21 protein-coding genes are annotated in these 24,036 nt (G+C 67.5%); 13 read left to right on the top strand and 8 right to left on the bottom strand.

The features are described 5' to 3' along the window. The first annotated feature begins 49 nt into the window (after positions 1-49). Positions 50-517 carry a MarR family winged helix-turn-helix transcriptional regulator gene (locus DT343_RS12005; RefSeq protein WP_112863078.1) on the top strand — a complete coding sequence of 156 codons (468 nt, stop codon included), beginning with the start codon at positions 50-52 and terminating at the stop codon, positions 515-517. Here DT343_RS12005 and DT343_RS12000 read toward each other — a convergent pair. After that, positions 514-981: a universal stress protein gene (locus DT343_RS12000; RefSeq protein WP_112863077.1), complete on the bottom strand. Its 468-nt coding sequence runs from the start codon at positions 979-981 to the stop codon at positions 514-516. The genes DT343_RS12005 and DT343_RS12000 overlap by 4 nt on opposite strands. Positions 982-1,091: 110 nt before the next feature. Next, on the bottom strand, positions 1,092-5,948 hold the full coding sequence (locus DT343_RS11995) for an NAD-glutamate dehydrogenase (RefSeq protein WP_112863076.1): 4,857 nt from the start codon (positions 5,946-5,948) through the stop codon (positions 1,092-1,094). A gap of 449 nt (positions 5,949-6,397) precedes the next feature. Between DT343_RS11995 and DT343_RS11990 the strand changes: the two genes are divergently transcribed. Next, on the top strand, positions 6,398-7,294 hold the full coding sequence (locus DT343_RS11990; RefSeq protein ID WP_112863075.1) for a hypothetical protein: 897 nt from the start codon (positions 6,398-6,400) through the stop codon (positions 7,292-7,294). Here the strand turns inward: DT343_RS11990 and DT343_RS11985 are convergent, their stop codons facing one another. The 4 genes from DT343_RS11985 to secA are packed head-to-tail and all read right to left on the bottom strand — an operon-like array spanning position 7,295 to position 11,936. Next, positions 7,295-8,455 (bottom strand): aminotransferase class V-fold PLP-dependent enzyme, encoded by a 1,161-nt coding sequence (locus tag DT343_RS11985; RefSeq protein ID WP_112863074.1) that lies wholly within the window; start codon positions 8,453-8,455, stop codon positions 7,295-7,297. It abuts the gene before it with no gap. Next, positions 8,452-8,751, bottom strand: coding sequence for a type II toxin-antitoxin system RelE/ParE family toxin (locus DT343_RS11980; RefSeq protein WP_112863073.1), 300 nt, complete (start codon positions 8,749-8,751; stop codon positions 8,452-8,454). Before DT343_RS11980 ends, DT343_RS11985 begins: the two co-directional genes overlap by 4 nt. Continuing rightward, positions 8,748-9,029 (bottom strand): ribbon-helix-helix domain-containing protein, encoded by a 282-nt coding sequence (locus tag DT343_RS11975; protein ID WP_112863072.1) that lies wholly within the window; start codon positions 9,027-9,029, stop codon positions 8,748-8,750. The genes DT343_RS11980 and DT343_RS11975 overlap by 4 nt, the downstream gene beginning before the upstream one ends. 57 nt (positions 9,030-9,086) lie before the next feature. After that, a complete protein-coding gene (secA, locus tag DT343_RS11970; protein ID WP_112863071.1) occupies positions 9,087-11,936 on the bottom strand; it encodes a preprotein translocase subunit SecA in 2,850 nt (949 codons plus the stop codon). A gap of 244 nt (positions 11,937-12,180) precedes the next feature. Between secA and DT343_RS11965 the strand changes: the two genes are divergently transcribed. From DT343_RS11965 to DT343_RS11950, 4 genes are read left to right on the top strand one after another with little or no spacing between them, the layout of a single operon-like run. Then, entirely contained in the window at positions 12,181-13,077 is an 897-nt protein-coding gene (locus DT343_RS11965; RefSeq protein WP_439897227.1) for a peptidylprolyl isomerase, read from the top strand. Position 13,078: 1 nt separating this feature from the next. Continuing rightward, positions 13,079-14,473 (top strand): bifunctional glutamate N-acetyltransferase/amino-acid acetyltransferase ArgJ, encoded by a 1,395-nt coding sequence (gene argJ, locus DT343_RS11960; RefSeq protein ID WP_112863070.1) that lies wholly within the window; start codon positions 13,079-13,081, stop codon positions 14,471-14,473. Next, a complete protein-coding gene (locus DT343_RS11955; RefSeq protein WP_112863069.1) occupies positions 14,470-14,883 on the top strand; it encodes a (deoxy)nucleoside triphosphate pyrophosphohydrolase in 414 nt (137 codons plus the stop codon). The genes argJ and DT343_RS11955 overlap by 4 nt, the downstream gene beginning before the upstream one ends. Before the next feature lie 25 nt (positions 14,884-14,908). After that, complete coding sequence (locus DT343_RS11950) at positions 14,909-15,097, top strand: Flp family type IVb pilin (protein ID WP_039246696.1); 189 nt, start codon at positions 14,909-14,911, stop codon at positions 15,095-15,097. Here DT343_RS11950 and DT343_RS11945 read toward each other — a convergent pair. Then, positions 15,094-15,996: a methyltransferase domain-containing protein gene (locus DT343_RS11945; RefSeq protein ID WP_112863068.1), complete on the bottom strand. Its 903-nt coding sequence runs from the start codon at positions 15,994-15,996 to the stop codon at positions 15,094-15,096. The genes DT343_RS11950 and DT343_RS11945 overlap by 4 nt on opposite strands. Here DT343_RS11945 and DT343_RS11940 point away from each other — a divergent pair. The 5 genes from DT343_RS11940 to DT343_RS11920 all read left to right on the top strand — a co-directional run bounded on the left by DT343_RS11940 (position 15,995) and on the right by DT343_RS11920 (position 18,900). Continuing rightward, positions 15,995-16,789 carry a ComF family protein gene (locus DT343_RS11940; protein ID WP_112863067.1) on the top strand — a complete coding sequence of 265 codons (795 nt, stop codon included), beginning with the start codon at positions 15,995-15,997 and terminating at the stop codon, positions 16,787-16,789. The genes DT343_RS11945 and DT343_RS11940 overlap by 2 nt on opposite strands. Before the next feature lie 72 nt (positions 16,790-16,861). Further along, entirely contained in the window at positions 16,862-17,119 is a 258-nt protein-coding gene (grxC, locus tag DT343_RS11935) for a glutaredoxin 3 (protein ID WP_055755096.1), read from the top strand. Positions 17,120-17,122: 3 nt separating this feature from the next. Then, a complete protein-coding gene (locus DT343_RS11930; RefSeq protein ID WP_112863066.1) occupies positions 17,123-17,962 on the top strand; it encodes a carbon-nitrogen hydrolase family protein in 840 nt (279 codons plus the stop codon). Positions 17,963-17,968: 6 nt separating this feature from the next. Next, positions 17,969-18,403, top strand: a complete 435-nt coding sequence (locus DT343_RS11925) for a DUF1178 family protein (protein ID WP_112863065.1) — start codon at positions 17,969-17,971, stop codon at positions 18,401-18,403. Beyond that, positions 18,403-18,900 (top strand): GNAT family N-acetyltransferase, encoded by a 498-nt coding sequence (locus DT343_RS11920; RefSeq protein ID WP_112863064.1) that lies wholly within the window; start codon positions 18,403-18,405, stop codon positions 18,898-18,900. Before DT343_RS11925 ends, DT343_RS11920 begins: the two co-directional genes overlap by 1 nt. On the opposite strand, the gene DT343_RS11915 is transcribed toward DT343_RS11920, so the two are convergent. After that, positions 18,897-19,202: a UrcA family protein gene (locus DT343_RS11915; RefSeq protein WP_181669187.1), complete on the bottom strand. Its 306-nt coding sequence runs from the start codon at positions 19,200-19,202 to the stop codon at positions 18,897-18,899. The two genes, DT343_RS11920 and DT343_RS11915, sit on opposite strands and share 4 nt — an antisense overlap. A 233-nt stretch (positions 19,203-19,435) precedes the next feature. On the opposite strand from DT343_RS11915, the gene typA reads away from it, so the two are divergent. Together typA and glnD are read left to right on the top strand one after the other, a co-directional pair. Then, entirely contained in the window at positions 19,436-21,268 is a 1,833-nt protein-coding gene (gene typA, locus DT343_RS11910) for a translational GTPase TypA (protein WP_112863062.1), read from the top strand. A 51-nt stretch (positions 21,269-21,319) separates the two neighbouring features. Continuing rightward, complete coding sequence (glnD, locus tag DT343_RS11905) at positions 21,320-24,025, top strand: [protein-PII] uridylyltransferase (RefSeq protein ID WP_112863061.1); 2,706 nt, start codon at positions 21,320-21,322, stop codon at positions 24,023-24,025. Positions 24,026-24,036: the final 11 nt, after the last annotated feature.

Raw genomic sequence — 24,036 nt, 5'->3', positions numbered from 1 at the left:
CTGGAGGTGTCAAGCTTGCGATTGTATCGCGTGCGATTATTATCTGCGTATGAGTTCACACTTCCCCTCCTCCGCAGCCATGGCTGTCGATGACATGCTGTGTTTCGCCGCCTATTCGGCGAACCTGGCGTTCAACCGGTTCTACAAGCCGCTGCTGGACCGGATGGGCCTGACCTATCCGCAGTTCCTGGCCATGGCCCTGCTCTGGCGTGAGGACGAACAGACGGTCGGCCGGCTGGGCGAGCAGCTGTTTCTGGAATCCAACACCCTGACCCCGCTGATCAAACGGCTGGAGGCGGCCGGGCTGGTGACGCGGGCGCGCGACAGGGCGGATGAGCGGGTGGTGCGCGTCAGCCTGACCGACGCAGGACGCGCGTTGGCTGTCGAGGCCTCCTGCCTGCCGCAATCGGTATTGGACGCCACCGAGATGACGCCCGAAGCCTTGACCGACCTGCGCCAAGGCCTGGGGGCGCTGCGCGACAAGCTGCGGGCCGCCCAGCCGCCGGCCGAGGGCTAGGCCAGGTCTTCGATCTCGTCTTCGGTCAGTTCGCCGGGGACGATGGTGACGGGCAGTTTGCGGCCGCCGATCTGCGCACCCTGTTTGATGATGGCCGAGACCAGCGGGCCGGGGCCGCGCGAGCTGGTGCCGGCGGCCAGCACCAGGATCTTGATGTCGGGGTCGGCGGCGACGACCTTCTTGATCGCAGCCTGGGCCTCGCCCTTTTCGATCAGGAAGACCGGCGCGGCGCCGGAGCGGGTCTGCGCCTCCTCGCCGAAGCGGTTCAGCAGAATTTCCGCCTCCTGGCGCTGCTGGCGTTCGATTTCCTCGCGCACGCCCGACCAGTGGGCGTCGCTGTCGGTCGGCAGGACGCGCAGCATGACCACGCGCCCGCCCGTCGATTTCGCCCGGCGCGAGGCGAACCGCAGGGCGGCCTCGAACTCCGGACTGTCGTCGACGACGACGAGGAACTTTCTCGGCATTGCGGCCTCCCCAGCCTGATCAGCGGCTGAAGAGGCCGTGCGACGACGGCTTCGTCAAGCAGAGCGTCCACATAGCGTGCTCAAGTCGGCCGAAAGGCCGATAGCACACCTCAAGAATTTACCGCCGCCGTCGCCAGATCGCGGATCGTGGCGTTGGCGATGGTCAGTTTGGCGAAGGTCCAGCCCGAGCCGGACTGTTCAATCTCGTCCACCGAGGCGCGCACGCCCTCGACCGTCGCCTGTTTGGAGCCGATCCAGGCGTCCACGGCGGCTTCCGCCGCGTCCTCGCTGACGCCGACGGACGGATCGGAGGCGCGGGCGACGGCGCGGGTCAGGGCCGCCTGCTCGTTCATCAGGTCCTCGATCAGACGACGGACGGCGAGACGATCGAAATGATCCGCAGACGGAATGGAGCCGGCGGCGGCGCGCAGACGGTCGAAGTCGAAGGCGGCCCCGACCTGGTGATACAGGCGCGCCATGGCCGCGACCGGCCAGTTCGCCTCCTGCGCCAGATCCCCAATGTCGGAGGCGGCGACGAGGGGGCGCATAATGGCGATGCTGCGGGTCAGATCCTCAGGCGCACCGTGGTCGGCGAAGCGTTTGACGCGCGCATCCAGACGCCCCTGTTCGAAGCGCGACAGGACCGGCGCGCCCTCGGCCTGCAAGGCGTCGGCGATCGGACGATAGCGGTCGATCAGGGCCTGAACCGACAGACCGCCCTTGGCGCGGCGGGCCAGCCAGAAGGTCTGACGACGCAGGACGACGGCGATCTCCTGATAAAGGGCGATCTGGGCCTCGGCCGAGATCTTCAGGTCCAGGGCCGAAACGGCGTCCCAGGCTTCGTCCAGACGGAAGACGCGGCGCGCCGCCTCGAAGGCGATGATCAGGGCGGTGGTGTCGCATTCCGCCGAGCCGCGCAGGCGGTCGGGGAAGGTCGGGCCGCACATGTTGACGACTTCGTTGGCCATGACGGTGGCGATGATCTCGCGCCGCAGACGGTGGCTCTTCATCTCCGGTTCGAACCGGGCCAGAGCCTCGGGGAAGTAGCGGACCAGGATCTGTTCGAAGAAGGGATCCTCGGGCGCCTGGGAGGCGACGATATCGTCCGACAGCTCCAGCTTGGCGTAGGCCATCAGGACGGCCAGCTCGGGCCGGGCCAGCGGAATGCCCGCCGTCATCAGCTCCTTGACGCGGGCGTCGTTGGGCAGGCCCTCGACCTTGCGGTCCAGCTTTCCGCGCGCCGAGAGGCTCTGCATGAACCGCTGCTGGGCGTCCAGGGCGCCGACGCCTTCGGCCTGTTGCAGGGTCAGGGCCAGGGTCTGGTCGTAGTTGTGAGCCAGCACCTTCAGACCCACCTCGTCGGTCATGGAGGCCAGAAGCGGCGTGCGCTCCTCGGCCGGCAGGACGCCGTTGGTCACGGCCGAGCCGACCAGGATCTTGATGTTGACCTCGTGGTCGGAGGTGTCGACCCCGGCGGAATTGTCAATGGCGTCGGTGTTGATCCGGCCGCCGCCCTGGCCGAAGGCGATGCGCCCCGCTTGCGTGAAGCCGAGGTTTGCGCCCTCGCCCACCACCTTGACCCGCAGTTCGTCGGCGTTGATGCGAAGGGCGTCGGTGCCCTTGTCCCCGACCTGGGCGTCGGTTTCGGCCGCCGATTTCACATAGGTGCCGATGCCGCCCAGATAGAGCAGTTCGACCGGCGCCTTCAGGATGGCGCGGATCAGGCTGACGGGGTCCAGTTCGTCCTCGGCGATGTCCAGGGCCGCCTTGATCTGCGGCGTCAGCTGGATCGACTTGGCCGAGCGCGAGAAGACGCCGCCGCCTTCCGAGATCAGGGCCTTGTCATAGTCCTGCCAGGACGAGCGCGGCAGGTCGAACAGACGCTTGCGCTCGGTCCAGCTGGTCACATGATCCGGGTTCGGATCAATGAAGATGTCGCGGTGATCGAAGGCGGCGACCAGACGCGTCGCCTTGGACAGAAGCGCGCCGTTGCCGAAGACGTCGCCGGACATGTCGCCGACGCCGACCATGGTGAAGGGCTGGGTCTGGATGTCCTTGCCCATTTCGCGGAAGTGGCGCTTGACCGCCTCCCACGCGCCGCGCGCGGTGATGCCCATGGCCTTGTGGTCATAGCCGATGGAGCCGCCCGAGGCGAAGGCGTCGCCCAGCCAGAAGCCGTAAGCGGCCGAGACGCCGTTGGCGATGTCGGAGAAGGTCGCCGTACCCTTGTCGGCGGCCACGACCAGATAGGGGTCGTCGCCTTCCCAGGCGATGACATTGGCTGGATGGGTCACCGACCCGTCGGCGGCAATGTTGTCGGTGATGTCCAGAAGGCCGGACAGGAAGGTGCGATAGGCGCGGATGGCCTCGCCCTGAATGGCCTCGCGGTCCGTCGTGCGGGGCAGTTGCTTGGGATAGAAGCCGCCCTTGGAGCCGACCGGCACGATGACGGCGTTCTTGACCTGCTGCGCCTTGACCAGGCCCAGAACCTCGGTGCGGAAGTCGTCGCGACGGTCCGACCAGCGCAGGCCGCCGCGCGCGACGGGACCAAAGCGCAGGTGCACGCCCTCGACATGCGGCGCCCAGACGAAGATTTCGCGGTAGGGTTTGGGCAGCGGCAGATCGTCCAGCTCGCGCGAGGCGATCTTGATCGAGATGTGCGGCTTGGGCTGACCGTCGGCGTCCAGCTGGAAATAGTTGGTGCGCTTGATCGCGCCGATCAGGGCGGCGATGCGGCGCAGGGCCCGGTCGTGATCCAGGCTCTTCACGTCCTGCAGCAGAGTGACGATCTTGGCGTCCAGCTCGGCGACGGCCGGCGCGCGGTCGTCGGCCGAACCGCCTTCAGGCGCGAACTTGGCCTTGAACAGCGACAGCAGGGCACGCGCCACATCGGGGTATTCGCGCAGGGCCTCTTCCTGCACCGTCTGGGAGGGGTCGAGACCCGTCTGCTGACGATAGTGGGCCAGGGTGCGGATCAGGGCGGCGTCGCGCCATTCCACGCCCAGTTCGATCACCAGGCGGTTGAAGCCGTCGCTTTCGTTGCGGCCGGTCCAGACGGCGGCGAAGGCGTCCTCGAACGGGCCCTTCACGTCATCGAAGACCAGCGCCTCGCCGCGCGGATCCTCCATCAGGAACTCGTGGACGTGGATCTCCTCCTCGCCCATCGGGCGGATCGGATAGCCGTATTCCTCCAGAGTCTTCAGACCCATATCGGCCAGGATCGGCAGGACGTCGGACAGGGGAACGGCCGGACCGCGACGGTAAAGCTTGAAGCGGAACTGCAGACGGCTGTCGTCCGGCGTGCGGAAGGCGCGCACGGCGACGGCCTTGCCCTCGCCGGGCAGACCGGTCTCGTTCAGCCGGTTTACGTATTGCAGGTCGGTCGCGGCCTCGTCGGCGTCGTAGCGATCGCGATAGGCGGCCCCGAAGGCGCGGGCCCATTGGGCGCTCAGCGGCCCGACGGCGACTTCCTCGACACCCGAGCGACGCAGGGCGCCTTCGAAACGATCGACCCAGCCGCGACCGGCCTCGGCGACGTCGGCCTCCAGCTGGGCGGCGTCCGGGATCGGGTGAGCGCCGGGCTCGACGCCGATGATGTAGTGGATGCGCACCAAGGGCGCATCGGACAGCTGCGGATACCAGGCCGAGATGCGGCCGCCCCAGGCACGGGCGACGATCTGGCCGATGCGTTCGCGCACGGCGGAATCGAACTTCTCGCGCGGGATGAAGCACAGGACCGAGACGAACCGGTCGAACGGATCCTGGCGCGAGAAGAGGCGGATACGCGGCCGGTCGTAGAGGTGAAGGATGCCCAGGGCGATGGACAGCAGCTCGTCCTCGCTGACCTGGAACAGCTCGTCGCGCGGATAATTCTCAAGGATGTTCTTAAGGCGTTTTTCGTTGTGGCTGCCGGGCGCCTTGTCGGCGCGGGCCAGGGCGTTGGCCACCTTGCGACGCAGCAGCGGCACCTCGGTCGCCAGCTGGTCGTAGGCTTCCGACGTGAACAGGCCGACAAAACGGGTCTCGCCGGTCGCCTTGCCGTCCGGGCCGTAACGCTTGACCCCGACATAGTCCATGTAGGCGCGGCGGTGGACGCGAGAGCGGGCGTTGGCCTTGGCCACCGTCACAGGTTCGCTGAGATCCAGCTGGCGGCGCATCTGGCGCGTCAGGACGGCGGGTTCCGACGCGCGACGCAGCACGGTGCGCTCGGGATCTGCCAGAATGCCCAGGCCGTCGGTGGACAGTCCCAGCGGCGCCTCGGCCTCATAGTCGCCGTCGGCGTTCAGCGGATAGTCGTAGTCGCGCGCGCCCAGGAAGACGAAATGGTCGCTCTTCAGCCATTTCAGGAAGGCGATGTTCTCGGCGAGGACCGCGGGATCGACCGGGGGCGGGGTCTCTTCCAGACGCTGCACGGCCTGGCGCATCAGGGACGTCATGGCGTCGTGATCGGCGACGGCGGCGTGGACGTCCGACAAGCTCTGGGCCAGGCCTTCGCCGAGGACGTCGCGACGCTCTTGGGGCACGCTGTCGATGACCAGCATGATGATCGACAGGCGACGGCCGTCCAGCTCGACCACCGGGTGGAACAGGGCGCGTACCGACACGCCGGCTTCCGCCAGGGCGCCCATGACGCTGTCGACCAGGAAGGGGGCGTCGGACTGGACGATGCGCACCAGATCGTAGTCGAGGACCTGACCGTTCGCGCCGTGCAGCGGGCCGACGGTGATGGCGGGGGCCGCAGCTCCGGTCGGATAGGCCTTGGCGGCGCTCCAGGAGGCGGCGAGCAGGGCGGCCAGATCTTCGCCGCTGAGCTCGGGCGTCTCATCGGCGGAATAGTCTTCGTGCGCCTGGGTCAGATAGGTCTGTTCGACTGCGCCGGGGCCGGTCCCCACGATCTTGGCGAAGGCCGCCTCCAGCGCGGCCTTGGTGATCGGCTGAACGGGTTGGCGCAGATCGTGGGCGGTCATGGACGAGCAGTCTCGAACGACGCGGCAGGGCCGCAAGGGATGCGGCGCGACGAGGCGCCACCCCCGCTGACTAGGCCAGGTCCGGTCGCTCGGGAAGCCCCTGGCGACCGTTCATTGTAATGATCAGTGATCAGGTTGGAATTATTGTGCAGCGCCACAAAGCAGAAAGCCGCCGGACTGGGGGAGTCCGGCGGCCTGCGCGAGCAGCGCCTGGAGGGGAGGGGAGGGCGCCGGCTTCGCTTCGCTGCGGTTCGGAGGGGGAGTGTCCCGCAGCGTCGAAATCGGAAATGGGAAGCCCCCTGCGCCGTTCAAGAGCGGATCGGGCGGAATCTTTCGCGACATTTTGGTGCCTCCGAGCGGCGATGAAGCGGCCGGCGGATTCGGAAGACAACGGATTTCGATGCTATGCGTTAGGAAGGGTCAACGGTGAAGCTGGAGCACCCGATTACATGCGTCGCTTTTTGATGGGTTCGATCGTGGCGGCCGTGGTCGGCCTGCTGCTCGCCGGCGCCGGATACTGGGCCTATTGGAACTTCTATTCGCGGTTCCAGCCGGTCACGATCAGCCGCAATCAGGCCGAAGTGCAGCAACTGCTGGACGAGGCGTCCTGGGTGTCAGACGGCAGCGGGGGGCAGGCCCTGTATATAGTCACCTATCGCGACAGCGCCTCGGCCCTACGTTACGCGCGCGACGAAGCGCCCAAGCTGAAGGCGGCGGGGATCGAGACGCGCTACATCCTGTTCGCCCGCCCCGATCTGGAAGGCGTGGCGCAATCGACAGCGGCGGAGCGGGCGACGGTCGCGGAGCTGTGGCTGACGCGGGACTGGCCGCTTTATCAACGCTGGATGGCGACGCCGGCCAACAGCTGGACCGCCGCCGGCGTGCCGCAGGCGGACGGCAATCTGGCGCGCACCGCCGTGGTGGAGGCCGGACGTCGCTTCAACGAGCGGCTGAGCGAGTTGCTCAAGGAGTCCGGCGTCGACATCAGCTATCCACTGATCCTGTGGCGCGACAAGCAGGGCTTTCTGAAGGCCTGCGGTTGCTCGGACCGGCAGGCCTGGGCCTTCATCCGCGATGATGTCGGCGCGCCCGACCGGTTGGGCCAGCCCGACGCGGGAACGATCGCGCCCGATGACGCGGCGCCGGCGCAGGACGCCCGCCCTTCGGCCATGCCCTATCCGGATTTGCCGGCGATCCCTCCGGTGAATGCGCCGGCGGGAGGGACCACGCCGACGCCGCAGTCGCCTCAAGCCCGCCCGGCGGCCCCGCCGGCATCGAACCGTCCGACGACGCCCCCGCGCACGGCCCCAGCGCCGAGCAAGCAGGACGACACGACCTTCTACTGATCAGAGGGATCGGCAGGCCGCGATCAGGCGATCGACGTCCTCGGCGTCCTGATACAGGCCGAAGCCGAAGCGGATCACGTCGTCGCGCACATCGGTGACGATGTTCGCCGCCCGCAGACCGGCGCACCAGGCTTGGGCGTCGGTATGACGCAGGGCCAGGAAACGGGCGCGCGGCGCGTCGCCCTCGACCGGATTGAGGATTTCGGCATGCGACAACACCCCGGCCTGTCCGGCCTGAACGGCCTGCTGGAACCTGGTCGCCAGATCGCGCGCATGGGCGGCGATGGCGGCGGTGTCCAGCCCCTGCTGATCCAGCATCCGGCGCACGGCGTTGAAGCGATACAGCGGCGTGCAGTCGAAGGTGGCGCCCCAGAATCGACCGCCGTCGCTGCGATACAGAACGCCGCCTGGAGGCCCCGACAGGTCGCCGAACTCCGCGAACCAGCCGGTGACGACGGGACGCGGGCAGAAGCCGGGCGGGGCGTGCAGGAAGCAGACGCCCTCGCCCGACATGGCGTATTTGTAGCCGCCGGAAACATAGAAGACCCGGTCGGCCACCGCCGACAGGTCGGTCGGGGTCGCCATGAAGCCGTGATAGCCGTCGATCAGCACCCAGGGCCCTTCGGGTCTCCCCAGGGCGGCGAGCTGCTCGATGCCGTCGAACAGGCCCCCGGTGCGGAAGAAGACCTGGCTGACCACGATCCAGTCGTAACCGCCCCTGGACGCCTCGGCGACGAAGCGATCAGAGAAGGTGTCGAACGGCGCCAGCGGAACGCGCGTGACCACCGCCGCCCCGACCTCTTCCCACCGTTCGGCCTGACGGCGGAAGGAGTGGAATTCGCCGTCGGTCGCCAGAATGCGGACCGGCCTGGTCTCCACGCCCGAAAACAGGCGCAGCAGGAAGTCGTGGGTGTTGGACGAAAAGACGATGCTGTCGGGCGAGGGCAGTCCCAGCTCGGCCGCGACATGGGCCTGGGCCTCGGGGATCACCTGACCGAAGACGAGGTCCCACTTGTGATCGGCATGCAGATTGGCGTCGAGCCAGGTCTGTTGCTGCGCCTCGAAACTGGCGTCGGGCCACAGGTGATGGCTATGCGCGGCGAAATGCAGCCGACCGGGCGCGGCTGACAGGGCGCGGGAGAAGAGGGACTTGTAGCTCATCGCTTGACCAAATCGAACAGAACGGCGTCATCCGCCCGCGAACCATGAATGATGGCCAGGAAGCGGAGTTCGCCCGGAAGAACGGCGTAGTAGAGATTATAGGCGCCATAGACGGAGCGGCGGATACGCGGATCGAAGGTCGCCTTGGGACGGCTTTCGGGGTCCAGCGCCAAGGCGCGGGCGGCGAGGCGAAGTTCGCGCACGAAACTCAGGGCGCGGCGCGGGTTGTCCTTGGCGATGTGATCGGCGATCTGTTCGAGATCGTTCTCGCAGCCGCGCGAGAAGACGACCCTCATCCCTTGGGCTTATCCGCCGCGACAAGGGCGCTGTATTTGGCTTCGAGCCGGTCGAACACCGCATCGGCGTCGTTTCCAGGACCGTCCCGCTCCGTCTGCAGGCGATGGCGAAGCTCATCCATGGTCTTCGGCGTTGTGGACCGGCCGAGAAGCCAGTGCATCAGGGCCTCTCGCACCGCCTCGTCGGTCGAAGCGAACTCTCCAGCGTCCACCGCTGCGCGCAGTTCGCCGACCATAAAGGCCGGCAGATCCGTCGATATCCGTTCGTGCCTGCCCATCGCGGTCTCCTTTCGATCAGGATCGTTCAGAGACCGCCTCGAGGCAAGCGGCGCGGTTTAGACCAGCGCCCCATGGCAGTGTTTGAACTTGCGGCCCGAGCCGCAGGGGCAGGGGGAGTTGCGGCCGGTCATTTCCCAGCCGGGCGGCAGGGCCTCGATCGGCAGTTTGGACCGGTCGTCGCCGATCAGCGTGCCCTCGGGGTTCTGGGCCGACGGATCAGCCATCTCGTTCTCGCCGGTGCCGGGGTTCAGGTGGATTTCCTGGAACTCGGGCAGTTCGGGCGGGGCCTGGAAGCGGAACTCGACCGTCATCAGCCAGCGGGTCACGTTGTGGCGCAGGTCGTAGAGCAGGTTCTCGAACAGCGAGAAGGCCTCGGTCTTGTACTCGTTCAGCGGGTCGCGCTGGCCATAGCCGCGCAGGCCGATGACGCCGCGCAGATGGTCCAGATGGACCAGATGCTCGCGCCACTGCATGTCGATCATCTGCAGCATGAACTGCTTTTCCAGACCGCGCGTCTGTTCGGCCCCGATCATCTCCAGACGTTCGGCGGCGCGCGCATCGGCGGCGGCCAGCAGGCGCTCCTCGATCTCCTCGTTCGACACGCCTTCCTCGGCGGCCCAATCGTGCAGCGGCAGCTCAAGGCCCAGGGTCGAGCGGACCTTCTCGTCCAGGCCGTCGATGTCCCACTGTTCGGCATAGGCCTTGGGCGGCATGTAGCGTTCGACCAGGTCGGACACGACGTCGCGGCGGAAGTCGCCGACAAGCTCCGAGAGATCCTCGGAGTCCATGAACTCCTGACGCTGTTCGAACACGGCCTTGCGCTGGTCGTTCACGACGTCGTCGTATTTCAGCAGGTTCTTGCGGATGTCGTAGTTGCGGGTCTCGACGCGCTTCTGGGCGGTCTCGATGGCGCGGTTCAGCCAGGGGTGGGTGATGGCCTCGCCCTCCGCCACGCCGAAGGTCTTCATGATCGAATCGAGGCGGTCGCCGGCGAAGATGCGCAGCAGGTCGTCCTCGCAGGACAGATAGAATTTCGAGGTGCCGGGGTCGCCCTGACGGCCGGTGCGGCCGCGCAGCTGGTTATCGATGCGGCGGCTTTCGTGGCGCTCGGTGCCCAGAACGAACAGGCCGCCGGCGGCCAGAGCCTTTTCTTTCTGGACGGCGATCTCGGCCTTGAACTCGGACTCCTTGGCCGCTTCCATTTCCGGCGTGACCTCGACGGCCATATTGCGCTGTTCCAGCAGCCATTTCTGCATCTTCATCTCGAGGTTGCCCCCGAGCTGAATATCGGTGCCGCGGCCGGCCATGTTGGTGGCGATGGTCACCACGCCCGGCAGGCCGGCGTCGGCGACGATATAGGCCTCCTGTTCGTGCTGACGCGCGTTCAGAACACTGTGCGGAATGCCGCGCAGCTTGGTCTCGTAGGTGATGTCATAGGCGGCGTCGCCGATCTTCTCGGCTTCCTTGGCCTTGCCGGCGTATTCCGGCTTCAGCGTGCGCGAGGTCTCGACCTTGTATTCGAAGCGGTTCAGCAGGTCCGAAAGCTGTTCGGAACGCTCGATCGACACGGTGCCGACCAGGATGGGCTGACCGGCCAGGTGGCATTCGGCGATCTGGCGCGCGATGGCCTGGTTCTTCTCGGCATGGGTCCGATAGACCTCGTCGTCATAGTCCTTGCGCTGGATCGGCCGGTTCGTGGGCACCTCCAGCACGTCCATCTTGTAGATGTCGCCGAATTCCTGGGCCTCGGTCGCAGCCGTGCCGGTCATGCCCGACAGCTTTTCGTACAGGCGGAAGTAGTTCTGGATCGTCACCGAGGCCAGGGTCTGGTTCTCGGGCTGGATTTTGACGTCCTCCTTGGCCTCGATGGCCTGGTGCAGACCTTCGGACAGGCGGCGGCCGGTCATCATGCGGCCGGTGAACTCGTCGATCAGGACGATCTCGCCGCCCTTGATGATATAGTCCTTGTCGCGCTGATACAGGGTGTTGGCGCGCAGGGCCTGGTTCGAGTGGTGCACCAGGCTGATGTTGGCGGCGTCGTAAAGGCCGGTGGTGTCCTCAGCGAAATGGCCGCCCTGTTCCAGAGCCTGTTCCAGACGCTCGGAGCCCAGTTCGGTCAGCAGGACCTGCTTCTGCTTCTCGTCGAGCTCGAAGGTGTCCTTGTCCTTGATCAGGTCTTTGATCAGGCCGTCGAGGATTTTGTAGAGATCCGAGCGGTCCTCGGTCGGGCCCGAGATGATCAGAGGCGTGCGCGCCTCGTCGATCAGGATGGAGTCGACCTCGTCGACGATGGCGAAGTTGTGCGGACGCTGCACCATCTCGCGCCGGTCATAGACCAGGTTGTCGCGCAGATAGTCGAAGCCGAACTCGTTGTTGGTGCCGTAGGTGACGTCGGCGTTGTAGGCCTGCTGGCGCTGGCCCTGGCTGAGGCCGTTGACGATGACGCCGACCTCAAGACCGAGGAAGCGATAGACCTTGCCCATCGTCTCGGCGTCGCGGCGGGCCAGGTAGTCGTTGACGGTGATGACGTGCACGCCCTTGCCGGGCAGAGCGTTCAGATAGACCGGCGCCACGGCGACCAGGGTCTTGCCTTCGCCGGTCCGCATTTCGGCGATGCCGCCTTCATGCAGGATCATGCCGCCGGCCAGCTGAACGTCGTACTGACGCTGGCCCAGCACGCGCTTGGAGGCTTCGCGCACGACCGCAAAGGCTTCGGGCAGGATCTTGTCCAGGGTCTCGCCGTTCGCCAGCCGATCGCGGAAGGCGTCGGTCATCATCCGCAGTTCGTCGTCGGACAGGGCGGCGAACTTGGGCTCCAGCGCATTGATGCGCTGGGCGTGGTCCTGGAAGGCCTTGACCTTGCGGTCGTTGGAAGAGCCGAAAAGTTTCTTGGCGAAGCCGAGCATATTGGATCCGGTAAGCGGTCGAGCGTCTGCGAGCTGAGCGGCTCTGAAATCCCGTGAGGGGCGGCGATACGGACGCCGTGAGAGAGGCCCTGACCGACCGCAGCCCCGGAGCGCCGCATCAGGCGCGCGCGAAGGGCCGCGCAGACGATCAAAACCCCTCGACTTGGGCGCAGGCGGGACTTAAGCACCGGCCTAACCCCTGTCAACGCGAGGGGCTTTCGGCCGCCTTCGACGGAGCGCCCCCTTGAACCCATTCCGGCGATCTTCACGCATCCTGACGGCGGCCTTGCTGACGGCGACGCTTTCGACCGCCGCCTGTTCGCGCGGCGGCGACAACCGGCCGCCCGAACAGGGGGACCAGGCTGTAGCCACGGTCCAGGACGAGACCATCTGGGCCTCGGACGTGAAGCGCGAGGCGGTTGCCCAAGGTTTGATCGGCGAGGACGAGACGCTGGACACGACGTCGGATCTCTTCCGCCGGGTGCTGGACGAGGTGATCGACCAAAAGCTGCTGGCCGGAGAGGCGCAGCGGCGGCGGCTGGACTCCTCGCCCCTGGCGCAGCGGCGTCTGGAAGCGACGCGCGAACGCATCCTGGGCGACATGCTGGTCGAGAGCGTGGTCAACAAGGCCGTCTCGGACCAGGCGGTGCAGACCCTGTATAATGAGCAGCTGCGGCTGGCGAAGACCTCGGAAGAGATCCGCGTGCGGCTGATCCTGTCGCGCACCAAGCCCGAGGCGGACGCCGTGATCGGCATTCTGGGCCAGGGCGCCGGCTTCGAGGCGGTGGCGGCGGAGCGGTCGATCGACGAGGCGACGCGGTTTTCCGGCGGTGATTTGGGCTACTCGACGCTGGACGTGATGCCCCAAGCCTATGCCGACGCCCTGCGCGACAAGCCGGCCGGTGCGACCGTCGGGCCCTTCCAGACCGAGGGCGGCTGGGCCGTTCTGAGGGTTGAAGACCGGCGCAAGGAAAACCCGCCGACGCTGGAACAGGCCCGACCGCAGATCGTGCGCTATCTGACCTATGAGGGCGTGCGACAATTGCTGGAACAACTGCGCGGCAAGGCCAAGGTGGATGTCCGCCTGCCCGCCCAGACGCCGCCCGCATCGCCTGCTCCTTCCGCTCGTCCGGGCGCCTGACATGACCAAACCTCCCTCCACGACCGGCCAGAAGATCGAGCATGCGTTCGAAAAGGCGCTGGACCCATTCGCAACGGCGCTGAAGCGCGCCACCCGCACGCCGGGATCGGATGCTGCCCCGGCTGCCGCGCCTGCGCCGGCCGCCGCCGGCAAGCCGGGTCTGGCCATCTCGCCCTTAGCCGTGCCGTTCCCGACCATCCCGCCGATCGGCGGGGTCGAGATCGCGACCGCCCGCGCCGGCTTCTACAAACACGAGCGCGACGACCTGGTGGTGTTCCGGTTCGCGCGCGGGACCAGCTGCGCCGGGGTCTTCACCCGCCACAAGATCGGCTCGGCGCCCGTGGACTGGTGCAAGAAGCATCTGGCCGGGGCCGAGGGCGGCAAGGATGTGCGCGCCCTGGTGATCAACGCCGGATGCGCCAACGCCTTCACAGGCAAGGCCGGCGCGGACGCCGCGCGGCGCACGGCCTCGGAGGTCGCCAAACGGTTCGGCTGTCGTCAGCGCGACGTCATGCTGGCCTCGACCGGCGTGATCGGCGTGGTGCTGGACGACAAGAAGATCGTCGCCAAACTGCCCGAGATCGAGAACGGACTGGAGGCGGACGCCTGGGCCCGGGCCGGTCGCGGCATCATGACCACCGACACCTTCCCCAAGGGCTCTTACGCCGAGGCCGAGATCGAGGGTTACAAGGTCCGGATCGCCGGCATCGCCAAGGGATCGGGGATGATCGCGCCGGACATGGCGACCATGCTGGCCTTCATCGTCACCGATGCGAACATCCATCCGAACGTGCTGCAGGCGCTGCTGGGCCTGCACGTGCGCACCACCTTCAACAGCGTGACGGTGGATGGCGATACCTCGACCAACGACACGGCCCTGCTGTTCGCCACCGGAACCTCGGGCGCGCCGCGCATCGGGCGGGTCGGGGATCGCCGGCTGAAGAGCTTCTCGGCCGCCCTGGACAAGGTGATGCTGGACCTGGCGCACCAGCTGGTGCGCGACGGCGAAGGCGCGACCAAGTTCGTCAAGGTGACGGTGGACGGCGCCGCCTCGCCCGCCTCGGCCCGCAAGCTGGCCAAGTCCATCGCCGACAGCCCTCTGGTCAAGACCGCCATCGCCGGTCAGGACGCCAACTGGGGCCGGGTCGTCATGGCGGTGGGCAAGACCGAGGAACCGGTCGATCGCGACCGCCTGGCCATCAAGTTCGGCCCGCACCAGGCCGCCGTCGACGGCGCCCCGTCCCCGACCTACGACGAGGCCAAGATGACCGCCTATATGAAGAACCCCGAGATCGACATCACTGTCGACGTGGGTTCGGGCCGGGCGTCGGCGACCGTGTGGACCTGCGATCTGACCAAGGGCTACATCGAGATCAACGGCGACTATCGCTCGTGACCGCTTCGCCCCTTCCCACCGTCCTGGTCGTCGCCGTCGCTCTGATTGACGTGGATGGGCGGGTTCTGATCGCCAAGCGTCCCGAGGGCAAGAAGCTGGCCGGTCTATGGGAGTTTCCGGGCGGCAAGGTCGAGCCCGGAGAGCGGCCGGAGCAGGCCCTGATCCGCGAACTGAAGGAAGAGCTGGGCATCGACGTCAGCGAAAACTGTCTGTCGCCGTTCGTTTTCGCCAGTCACGCTTACGATTCGTTTCACCTGTTGATGCCATTGTATCTGTGCCGACGGTGGGACGGCGTGGTCACGGCGCGTGAACACGACGGCCTGGCCTGGGTGAAGCCGAGCAAACTTTCGGACTATCCCATGCCGCCGGCGGACGAACCTCTGGTCGCCTGGTTGCGCGACCTGCTCTGACCACCGCCGACCAGGGAGGCCGGCCATGCGACGTCTTATCGGCCGGTTCCTGCGCAATGAGAGCGGGGCCACGGCTATCGAATATGGTCTGCTCTGCGCCCTGATCTTCCTGGCGATTGTGACCTCGATCAGCGCCTTAGCGAACAGCCAGAACGGCGGCCTGGCCGCGACGGTGAACAAGCTGAGCGCCGCCATACAGGCCGCGATAAGCTAGTCCGGCTCTTCGCCCGTCATTTCCTTGACGCCCAGCGCATCGGCCAGCCGCGTCTTGGCCGAGCCGCGCGGCAGGGGCTTCTGCTGGCTGTCGTGGGGTTTCCAGCCGGCCAGATGGATGATCTCGAACGTCGCCGGTATGCGGCCGTCGTCGAGACCGTAGCGCTCGGCATAGAGGGCGGCGGCGCGCGCCACGATGCGGCGGCTTAGCGGCCGAACGGGTCCGTGCAGCACATTGGTCTCGCCCATTGCGCGCAGGTCGCGGATCAAGGCGAACAGGTCGGCGTAACGGACGGTGAACCGATCCACGTCCGATACCGGCAGGGCGAACCCGGCGCGCTGCAAGAGGGCCGCGCCGTCATAGCCGTCAGCGAAGGGCGAAACCCGCGCCTGGGCGCCGCCGCGCTCTTCCAGCTCGACCTCGGTCAGGACGGCGCGTAGCTCTTTCAGCGTGCCCGCGCCGAACAGCGTGCCGATGAACAGGCCGTCCGGTTTCAACGCGCGCCGGATTTGGGCCAGGGCGCCCGGCAGATCATTGGCCCAGTGAAGGGTCAAAAGGGAGACGATCAGATCGGTTGAGGCGTCGGCCAGCGGCAGCGCGTCCGCGCCCGGCGCTGCGCGCTGGGCCAGGGAGACGGGCGTCTGGATGGGACCGACGCGTCCGGCGGCGTCGCTGGACCGGACCGCCGCGTCGAACACGCCTGGATGGGCGGACAGATCGACCGCAACGGGAAAATCGCGCAGTATGGCTTCCAGGCTCTCGGCGGCGTTGGCGGCGGCGCGGGCGTGCAGGAAGTCGGCTTGGGGGAACCGGGCGGCGGACCGCGCCAGCCGCGCCTGACGTCGAACGGCGTCGAAGATGCGCGGGGGACCTTCGGAAGGGGATTGGGGGGCGGTCATGGACGCACAGGATGGGGGTTGGCGACGCGCCTGGGAAGGGGCGGGCCGTCACTTGCGCGGAGCGGGGCGGGGACTGGCCGACCTGATCCTGCCGCCGATGGCGCATGACAGCCGAGAGGCGACGGCTGCGGCCGGCCTGACGCCCGACGCCTGGAGCCGGATCAAATTTCTGGAAGCGCCGGTCTGCGACGGCTGCGGGGCGGCATTCGACTTTGACGGCGGCGCCTTCGCCGAGGATCGCTGCGCCGCCTGCATCGCCAAGCCCTATGTGTTCGAGAGGGCGCGCGCGGCCTGCCTGTATGACGAGGCGTCGCGCGGTCTGATCCTGAGGTTCAAGCACGGCGATCAGCAACAGTTCGCGCCCCTGTTCGCGCGCTGGATCGGACGCGCCGCCGCCGATCTGGTCGAAGACGCGGACGTGATCCTGCCCGTGCCGCTGCATCGGCTTCGCCTGTTGTCGCGGCGCTTTAATCAGGCCGCCGAAATCGCCCGGCCGCTGGCCCGGCACGCCGGCCGCGACTATTTGCCCGACGCCCTGGTCCGCACGACCCACACGACCAGCCAGGGCGGCAAGAGCCAGCGCGGGCGGCGGCTGAACGTCAAGCAGGCCTTCGCCGTGACCGAGGCGGGCCGGCGTCGGATCCGGGGGCGACGCATCCTTCTGATCGACGATGTGTTGACCACGGGTGCGACCGGAGAGGCCTGCGCGCGCGCCCTGATCGACGCCGGAGCGCGCGCCGTGGATCTCGCCGTCATCGCGCGGGTGCGAAAAGCCCGTGAACTGACTATGTGAAGAGCGCCCTATCGCTCGCCGCGCGACGGCTCGCTGCGTGAGGGCGCTGGATTTTATACTGGAGATCTGAACTTGGCCGACGTCGTCATCTATACCAAGCCTGGCTGCCCCTACTGCTTCAGCGCCATGTCGCTGCTGAAGAAAAAGGGCGTGGACTATACCGAGATCGTCGCCTCCAACGATCCCGACAAGAAGGCCGAGATGGTCGAGAAGTCGGGCGGCCGCATGACTTTCCCGCAGATCTTCATCGACGGCCAGCACGTCGGCGGTTCCGACGACATCCACGCGCTGGATCGCGACGGCAAGCTGGACGGACTTCTTGCCGCCTGATCCATGAGCAGCGGGCTCGACATCGCCCTGATTCAGACGTGCACGCCGGCGACGGCGCGAGCGGCGCTGGCCCATGTCGAACCCCTGATCCGCGAGGCGGCGTCGGGCGGAGCGAAGTTCATCCTGACGCCCGAGGGGACCAATGTCCTGGAGCAACGCCGAGACCGGCGCGATGCGGCGATTACGACCGAGGACGAGGACGTCGCCGTTCTGGGTCTTCGTCGTCTGGCGGCGGAACTGGGCGTCTGGCTGCTGATCGGTTCGGCCATCGTCCGGTCTGGCCAGGCGGGAGATGGCCGCGCCTCCAATCGGTCGCTGCTGATCGATGGGTCGGGCGGGATCGTGGCCCGATACGACAAGCTGCATGTTTTCGACGTGAACCTGCCCAATGGCGAAACCTATCGCGAAAGCGCGACGGTGCGGCCGGGCGACGGGGCTGTGGTCGCGGATACGCCCTGGGGCCGGCTGGGCCTGACCATCTGCTACGACATCCGCTTTCCCCATCTGCATCGCCAGCTGGCCAAGGCGGGGGCCTCGATGATCGCCGTGCCGGCCGCCTTCACCGCTCCGACGGGCGAGGCCCATTGGGAAACCCTGTTGCGCGCCCGCGCCATCGAGACGGGGGCCTTCGTCCTGGCTCCGGCGCAGGGCGGACTGCACGAGGACGGTCGCCGCACCTGGGGGCGATCCACCGTCGTTGGCCCGTGGGGCGAGATCATCGCCAAGGCGGATCACGACGAACCTTGCATCGTGCGTGCGAAACTGGACATGGAGGCCGTGGCCAGGGCGCGCGCCGCCGTGCCCAGCCTGACCCACGATCGCGATTTCCTGCCCGCTGTTTAACGCCCCATGATCCGCTACGCCCTGAAATGCGACCAGGCCCACGCCTTCGAAGCCTGGTTCGGCTCCTCGACCGACTATGACGATCAGGCGGCGCGGGGGCTGGTGGAATGCCCATTCTGCGGTTCGCACGCGGTCGAAAAGGCGATCATGGCCCCGGCCGTCAGCGGCGCCCGCAAGGCCGATCCCGCCTCTGACGTCGCCGCCAAGATGCAGACGATGATGATGGCCGCCGCCCGCGAGGTTCGCGCCCATGTCGAGGCCAACTTCGACTATGTCGGCGACGCCTTCGCCCGCGAGGCGCGCGACATCCACGAGGGCCGATCCGAGAAGCGCGAAATCTATGGCGAGGCCACGCCCGCCGAGGTCAGGAAACTGAAGGACGACGGGGTGCCCGTCTCGGCCCTGCCGGCTGCCCCCGTCGATCCGGCAAAGGTGAACTGATGACTCGGCAATGGCGGTCCATGCGGCCGACGGACATCGATGCGGTGGTGGAGGTGGCGCGGCTGTCGTTTCCCGACCATTTCGAGGATCGCGCCTGTTTCCAAAACCGGCTGGCGCTTTATCCGCGCGGCTGTTTCGTGCTGGCGGAGAGCGAGGGCGCCGCGCGGGGCTATCTGATCGCCTATCCGTGGAAGGCCGAGAGCGCGCCGCCGCTGAACACGGAGATCGAAGGCCTGCCGGCCGAGCCGGATTTGATCTATCTGCACGATCTGGCTCTGCACCCCGAGGCGCGGGGCGGGGGCGTGACCGGCGCCATCGTCGAGCGGCTGGCCGAACAGGCGACGGAAGACGGGTGGCCCGCCGTCGCCCTGGTCGCGGTCAATGACGCCGTCGGCTTCTGGTCTCGACACGGTTTCGTCGAGCAGCCCGCCGAAGCCATGGCGGCCAAACTGGCCAGCTACGGCGCCGACGCCCGCTATATGCTGCGACCGCTCTAGCGCCGATTGAGCGCGGTCTGGCCGCCCGCGCGCACGAAATGGATGCGCTGAGGGCAGGGCAGGGCGACATAGGCCCGGCGTCTCATTTCACGCTCGCAGACGCTGGCGTCGCCAAGACTGTCAGGCGTCAGGACGGCGCGATGGAGCGCGCACCAGTCATGGCTGGCGGCGCGAATGCGGCCGGCCAAGATCATCGCCTCGCCGGGTCGAGCCATGTTCAACCCCTCGGCGTTTACATGCATGTCCGGCGCCTGGCCCGCGCCCAAGGCGGCGGCAAGCGCCGCTGCAATCATCAAACCCATCGTCATTTCCCCTTCGAAATGGGCCTGTGTCAGGCCCGTCGGGGGAAAGAGGCGTCCGTCAGCGGCGTCGGATGCGGCGTCGGGGATGAAATATCGGTAAGGCGGCGATCAGTGCGGCGAACGCCCGCTCTGGTCTTTCTGTCCACATGCCTGTAAGAGGCGCGCGCCTCCCGCATGCCTTTTCATGACCAGCGGCCGCCCGTATGCCGGCCGCGCCTTTTCGCGATACTCAAATGAACCTGCGCAACGTCGCCATCATCGCCCACGTCGACCACGGCAAGACGACCCTGGTGGACCAACTGCTCGCCCAATCCGGCGTCTTCCGAGCCAACGAGGCGCAGACCGAGCGCGCGATGGACTCCAACGACCAGGAAAAAGAGCGCGGCATCACCATTCTGGCCAAGTGCACGTCGGTGCTCTGGAACGGCAAGGCGGGTGAAACCCGCATCAACATCATCGATACCCCCGGCCACGCCGACTTCGGCGGCGAGGTCGAGCGTATCCTGGGCATGGTGGATGGCTGCGTCATCCTGGTCGACGCCGAAGAGGGCGTCATGCCCCAGACCAAGTTCGTGCTGACCAAGGCGCTGAAGATGGGCCTGCGCCCGATCCTGTGCATCAACAAGGTCGACCGCGCCCACGCCGATCCGGACCGCGTCCACAACGAGACCTTTGACCTGTTCGCCGCCATCGGCGCGACGGACGAGCAGCTGGACTTCCCGCACATCTACGCCTCGGGCCGCAACGGCTGGGCGACGCTGGACCTGAACCAGCCCAACGACAATCTGGCGCCGCTGTTCGACCTGATCGTCGATCACGTCCCGCCGCCCGCCGTTCAGGCCAACAAGGACAAGCCGTTCCGCATGCTGGACGTGCTGATCGAAAGCGATCCCTTCCTGGGCCGCCTGCTGACCGGCCGGATCGAAAGCGGCAAGGCCGTTCCCGGCATGGCGATCCACGCCCTGGACCGTGAAGGCAAGGAGATCGAACGCGGCCGCATCACCAAGGTGCTGGCCTTCCGTGGCCTGAAGCGCCAGCCGCTGGATGAGGGTTCGGAAGCGGGCGATATCGTCGCCATAGCCGGCATGTCCAAGGCGACCGTGGCCGACACCCTGTGCGCCATGGAAGTGACCGAGCCGCTGGACGCCCAGCCGATCGATCCGCCGACCATCTCCATGACCGTCTCGGTCAACGACAGCCCTCTGGCCGGCCGCGAAGGCGACAAGGTCCAGTCGCGGGTCATCCGCGACCGCCTGCTGAAGGAGGCCGAGGCCAACGTCGCCATCCGCGTGACCACCACCGAAGGCGGCGACGCCTATGAGGTCGCCGGCCGCGGCGAACTGCAGCTGGGCGTTCTGATCGAGAACATGCGCCGCGAAGGCTTCGAGGTTTCGATCTCGCGTCCGCGCGTGGTGTTCAAGGAAGGCGAGAACGGCGAGAAGCTGGAGCCCATCGAAGACGTCATGATCGACGTGGACGACGAGTTCACCGGCGTGGTCATCGAAAAACTGTCGGCCCGCAAGGCCGAGCTGGCCGACATGGGCCCGTCTGGCGCCGGCAAGACCCGCATCAGCTTGAAGGCGCCGTCGCGCGCCCTGATCGGCTACCAGGGCGAGTTCCTAACCGACACGCGCGGTTCGGGCGTGCTGAACCGCGTGTTCAGCCACTATGAGCCGCACAAGGGCGCCATCGCCGGCCGTCTGAAGGGCGTTCTGATCTCGAACTCCGACGGTGAAACCGCCGCCTTCGCCCTGTGGAATCTGGAAGATCGCGGAGTCATGTTCGTCGGCGCGGGGGAAAAGACCTATCAGGGCATGATCATCGGCGAGAACGCGCGCTGGGACGACCTGGACGTCAACCCGATCAAGGGCAAGCAGCTGACCAACGTCCGCGCCGCCGGCAAGGACGAGGCCGTTCGCCTGACCCCGCCGCGCCAGATGTCGCTGGAGCAGGCCATCGCCTATATCGACGACGACGAGCTGGTCGAGGTGACGCCCAAGTCCATCCGCCTGCGCAAGCAGGTGCTGAACCCGTCGTTCCGCAAGAAGCGCGTTCGCCCGGAGTAGTCCGCAATCCCTGACTGACGCGGGGTGGGATGGGGCCTATAGACGGCTGACATGAACGCCTCGCCCAGTCTGGATGACCGCCTTGACGAGGCCGCCCGCGCGGAAGACCCGCGCGCGGCGGTCTCTGTCGTTTTGCGCGAGACCTATGACGTCGCCCGCGCGCGGGCCGAGCGCAAGCTGGACGGCGGCATGAAGGGCCGCGACGTGGCGCGCCTTTACGCCGCCGCCGCCGACGAGATGCTGGCCGGCCTGTGGCGGGTGGCGACACAGACCCTGTGGCCGACCTCGCCGGTCGAGGCCGAACGGCTGGCCCTGGTCGCGGTCGGGGGTTACGGCCGGGGCGTTCTGGCGCCCCATTCCGATCTGGACCTGCTGTTTTTGAGATCGTCCAAGGCGACGCCGCGCGGCGAGCAGGTGATCCAGTTCGTCCTCTATGTGCTGTGGGACCTGGGGGCCAAGGTCGGATCGGCGGTGCGCTCGGTCGAAGAGTGCCTGAGCCTGTCGCGCACCGACATGACGGTGCGGACGACCCTGTTGGAGGCGCGTCCGCTGGCGGGGGACGAGGCGCTGGCCCAGCTGATGATCGGCCGGTTTCGCGACATGGTGTCGAAATCCGATCCGCGCCCCTTCATCGCCGCCAAGCTGGAGGAGCGGGCGGCCCGGCACGAGAAGGCCGGCTCGACCCGCTACAAGGTCGAACCCAACGTCAAGGACGGCAAGGGCGGCTTGCGCGACCTGAACACCCTGTACTGGATCGCCCGGTCCCTGGCGCCCGAAAGCCGGCTGGGCGCGACGGTGATGGACGAACTGTTCACCCCGCGCGAGCGACGCACGTCGGACGAGGCGTTCGACTTCCTGTGGCGGGTCCGCATCCATCTGCATCTGATCGCGGGCCGAGCCGAAGAGAAGCTGACCTTCGACATGCAGCCCGAGGTCGCTCGGCGCATGGGCTGGCGCGGGCGCGGCGACGAACCGGCGGTCGAGCGGTTCATGCGGCGATACTTTCTGGTGGCCCGCGACGTCGGCGCCCTGACCCGCGCCATGTCGGCCAAGCTGGAGGCGCGCCACCAGAAGACGGCGCACGGTCTGTCGCGGCTGATGGCGCCGTTCCGGCCCGCCCCCCGCCGCAAGCTGGAGGTCGAGGGGTTCTGGATCGATCAGGGGCGTCTGTCGGTCGAGGGGCCGGAGGTGTTCGCCGCCGATCCGGTCAAGCTGCTGACGCTGTTCGTCTGCGCCGACAAGCACGACCTGGATCTGCATCCGGACGCCTTTTCGGCGGTGACGCGGTCGCTGTCGCTGGTGACGCCCCGGCTGAGGCGCGATCCGGCGGCGACGCGCGCCTTCCTGGACGTTCTGGCGCACGGGCAGCGGCCCTATCGCGTCCTGACAATCATGAACGAGACGGGCCTGTTGGGCCGGTTCCTGCCCGAATGGGGGCGGATCGTCGGCCAGACCCAGTTCAACATGTACCACGCCTATACGGTCGACGAGCACACGCTTCAGGCCATCGGCATCATCAACGACATCGCGCGCGGCAAACTTAAGACCGACCACCCCATGGCCAGCGAGATCGTGCATCTGATCTCGGACATGGAAGCCCTGATGCTGGGCATGCTGCTGCACGATGTGGGCAAGGGCGGCGAGCGGGGGCAGCTGGAGGACGGCGCCATCGCCGCGCGTCGGGCGTGCGAGCGGCTGGGCGTCGATCCGCGCCGGATCGAACTGGTCGTCTGGCTGGTGCGCAGCCATCTGGCGCTGTCGGACTACGCCCAGAAGCGCGACCTGTCGGACCCGGCGACCATCCGCGCTTTCGCCGAACTGGTCGGTGATCCCGAGCGGTTGCGGATGCTGCTGGTCCTGACCGTCGCCGATATCCGGGCCGTGGGGCCGGGCGTGTGGAACGGCTGGAAGGGTCAGCTGATGCGCACCCTCTATAACAAGGTCGCCGCCCTGTTCCGGGGCGAGGACGTGACGCGCGAGGATCCGCTGGCGGCGCACCCGGCCCTGGTCCAGCGGGCGCGCGAGACGGGCGCGGCCGCCGAGAGCGCGCCAACCGCGCCGGTGCAGGGGCTGACGGTGCAGACCACCGAAATCTCCATCGCAGCGGCCGACCGGCCGGGCCTGTTCGCCGATCTGGCCCAGACCATGGCCGCCCTGGGCGCCGACGTGACCGACGCCCGCGTGGCGACAGAGGACGGTGTCGTTCTGGACGTGTTTCGTGTTCAGGACGGAGCGGGCCTACCCTATGGCCAGGCCGAGCCGCGTCGCCTGAAGGCTTTAGTCGAGGCGCTGGAAAAGGCCGCGCGGGGCGAGGGCCGTATCGGCCAGGCGCCCGATCCGACCGGCAATGCGCGCAAGGCGGCCTTCGAAGTCCGGCCCGTGGTTATGGTCGATCACCACGCCAGCGAGGTCGCCACCGTAGTCGAGGTGTCCTGCGCCGACCGGCCGGGCCTGCTGGCGGACCTGTCGCGCGTGTTCAACGACGAAGGCCTGAGCATCCGCTCCGCCCATGTCGCCAGCTATGGCGAGCGGGCGGTGGACAGTTTCTACGTCGTGGATCGCAAGGGGCGGAAGATCACCTCGGAACAGCGGATCGCCGAACTGCGCACCGCGCTTGAGGCCGTGCTGGACAGCCGCGCGCCCGCGCCCGCCGGACGCAAGGTCGCCTCGGCCCGCGCCAGCGCACGCGACGTCTCCGACCTGGGCCGCCGCAGCCCGCGCGCAAAGCCCGTATCGCCCGGCGAACAAGCGCGCTAAGCGACAACCTT

The organism is Brevundimonas vesicularis, from assembly GCF_900445985.1.
Lineage (GTDB): Bacteria > Pseudomonadota > Alphaproteobacteria > Caulobacterales > Caulobacteraceae > Brevundimonas > Brevundimonas vesicularis_D.
The sequence above is the reverse complement of the archived record's forward strand: the minus strand, read 5'-3'. Positions and strand labels throughout refer to the sequence as shown.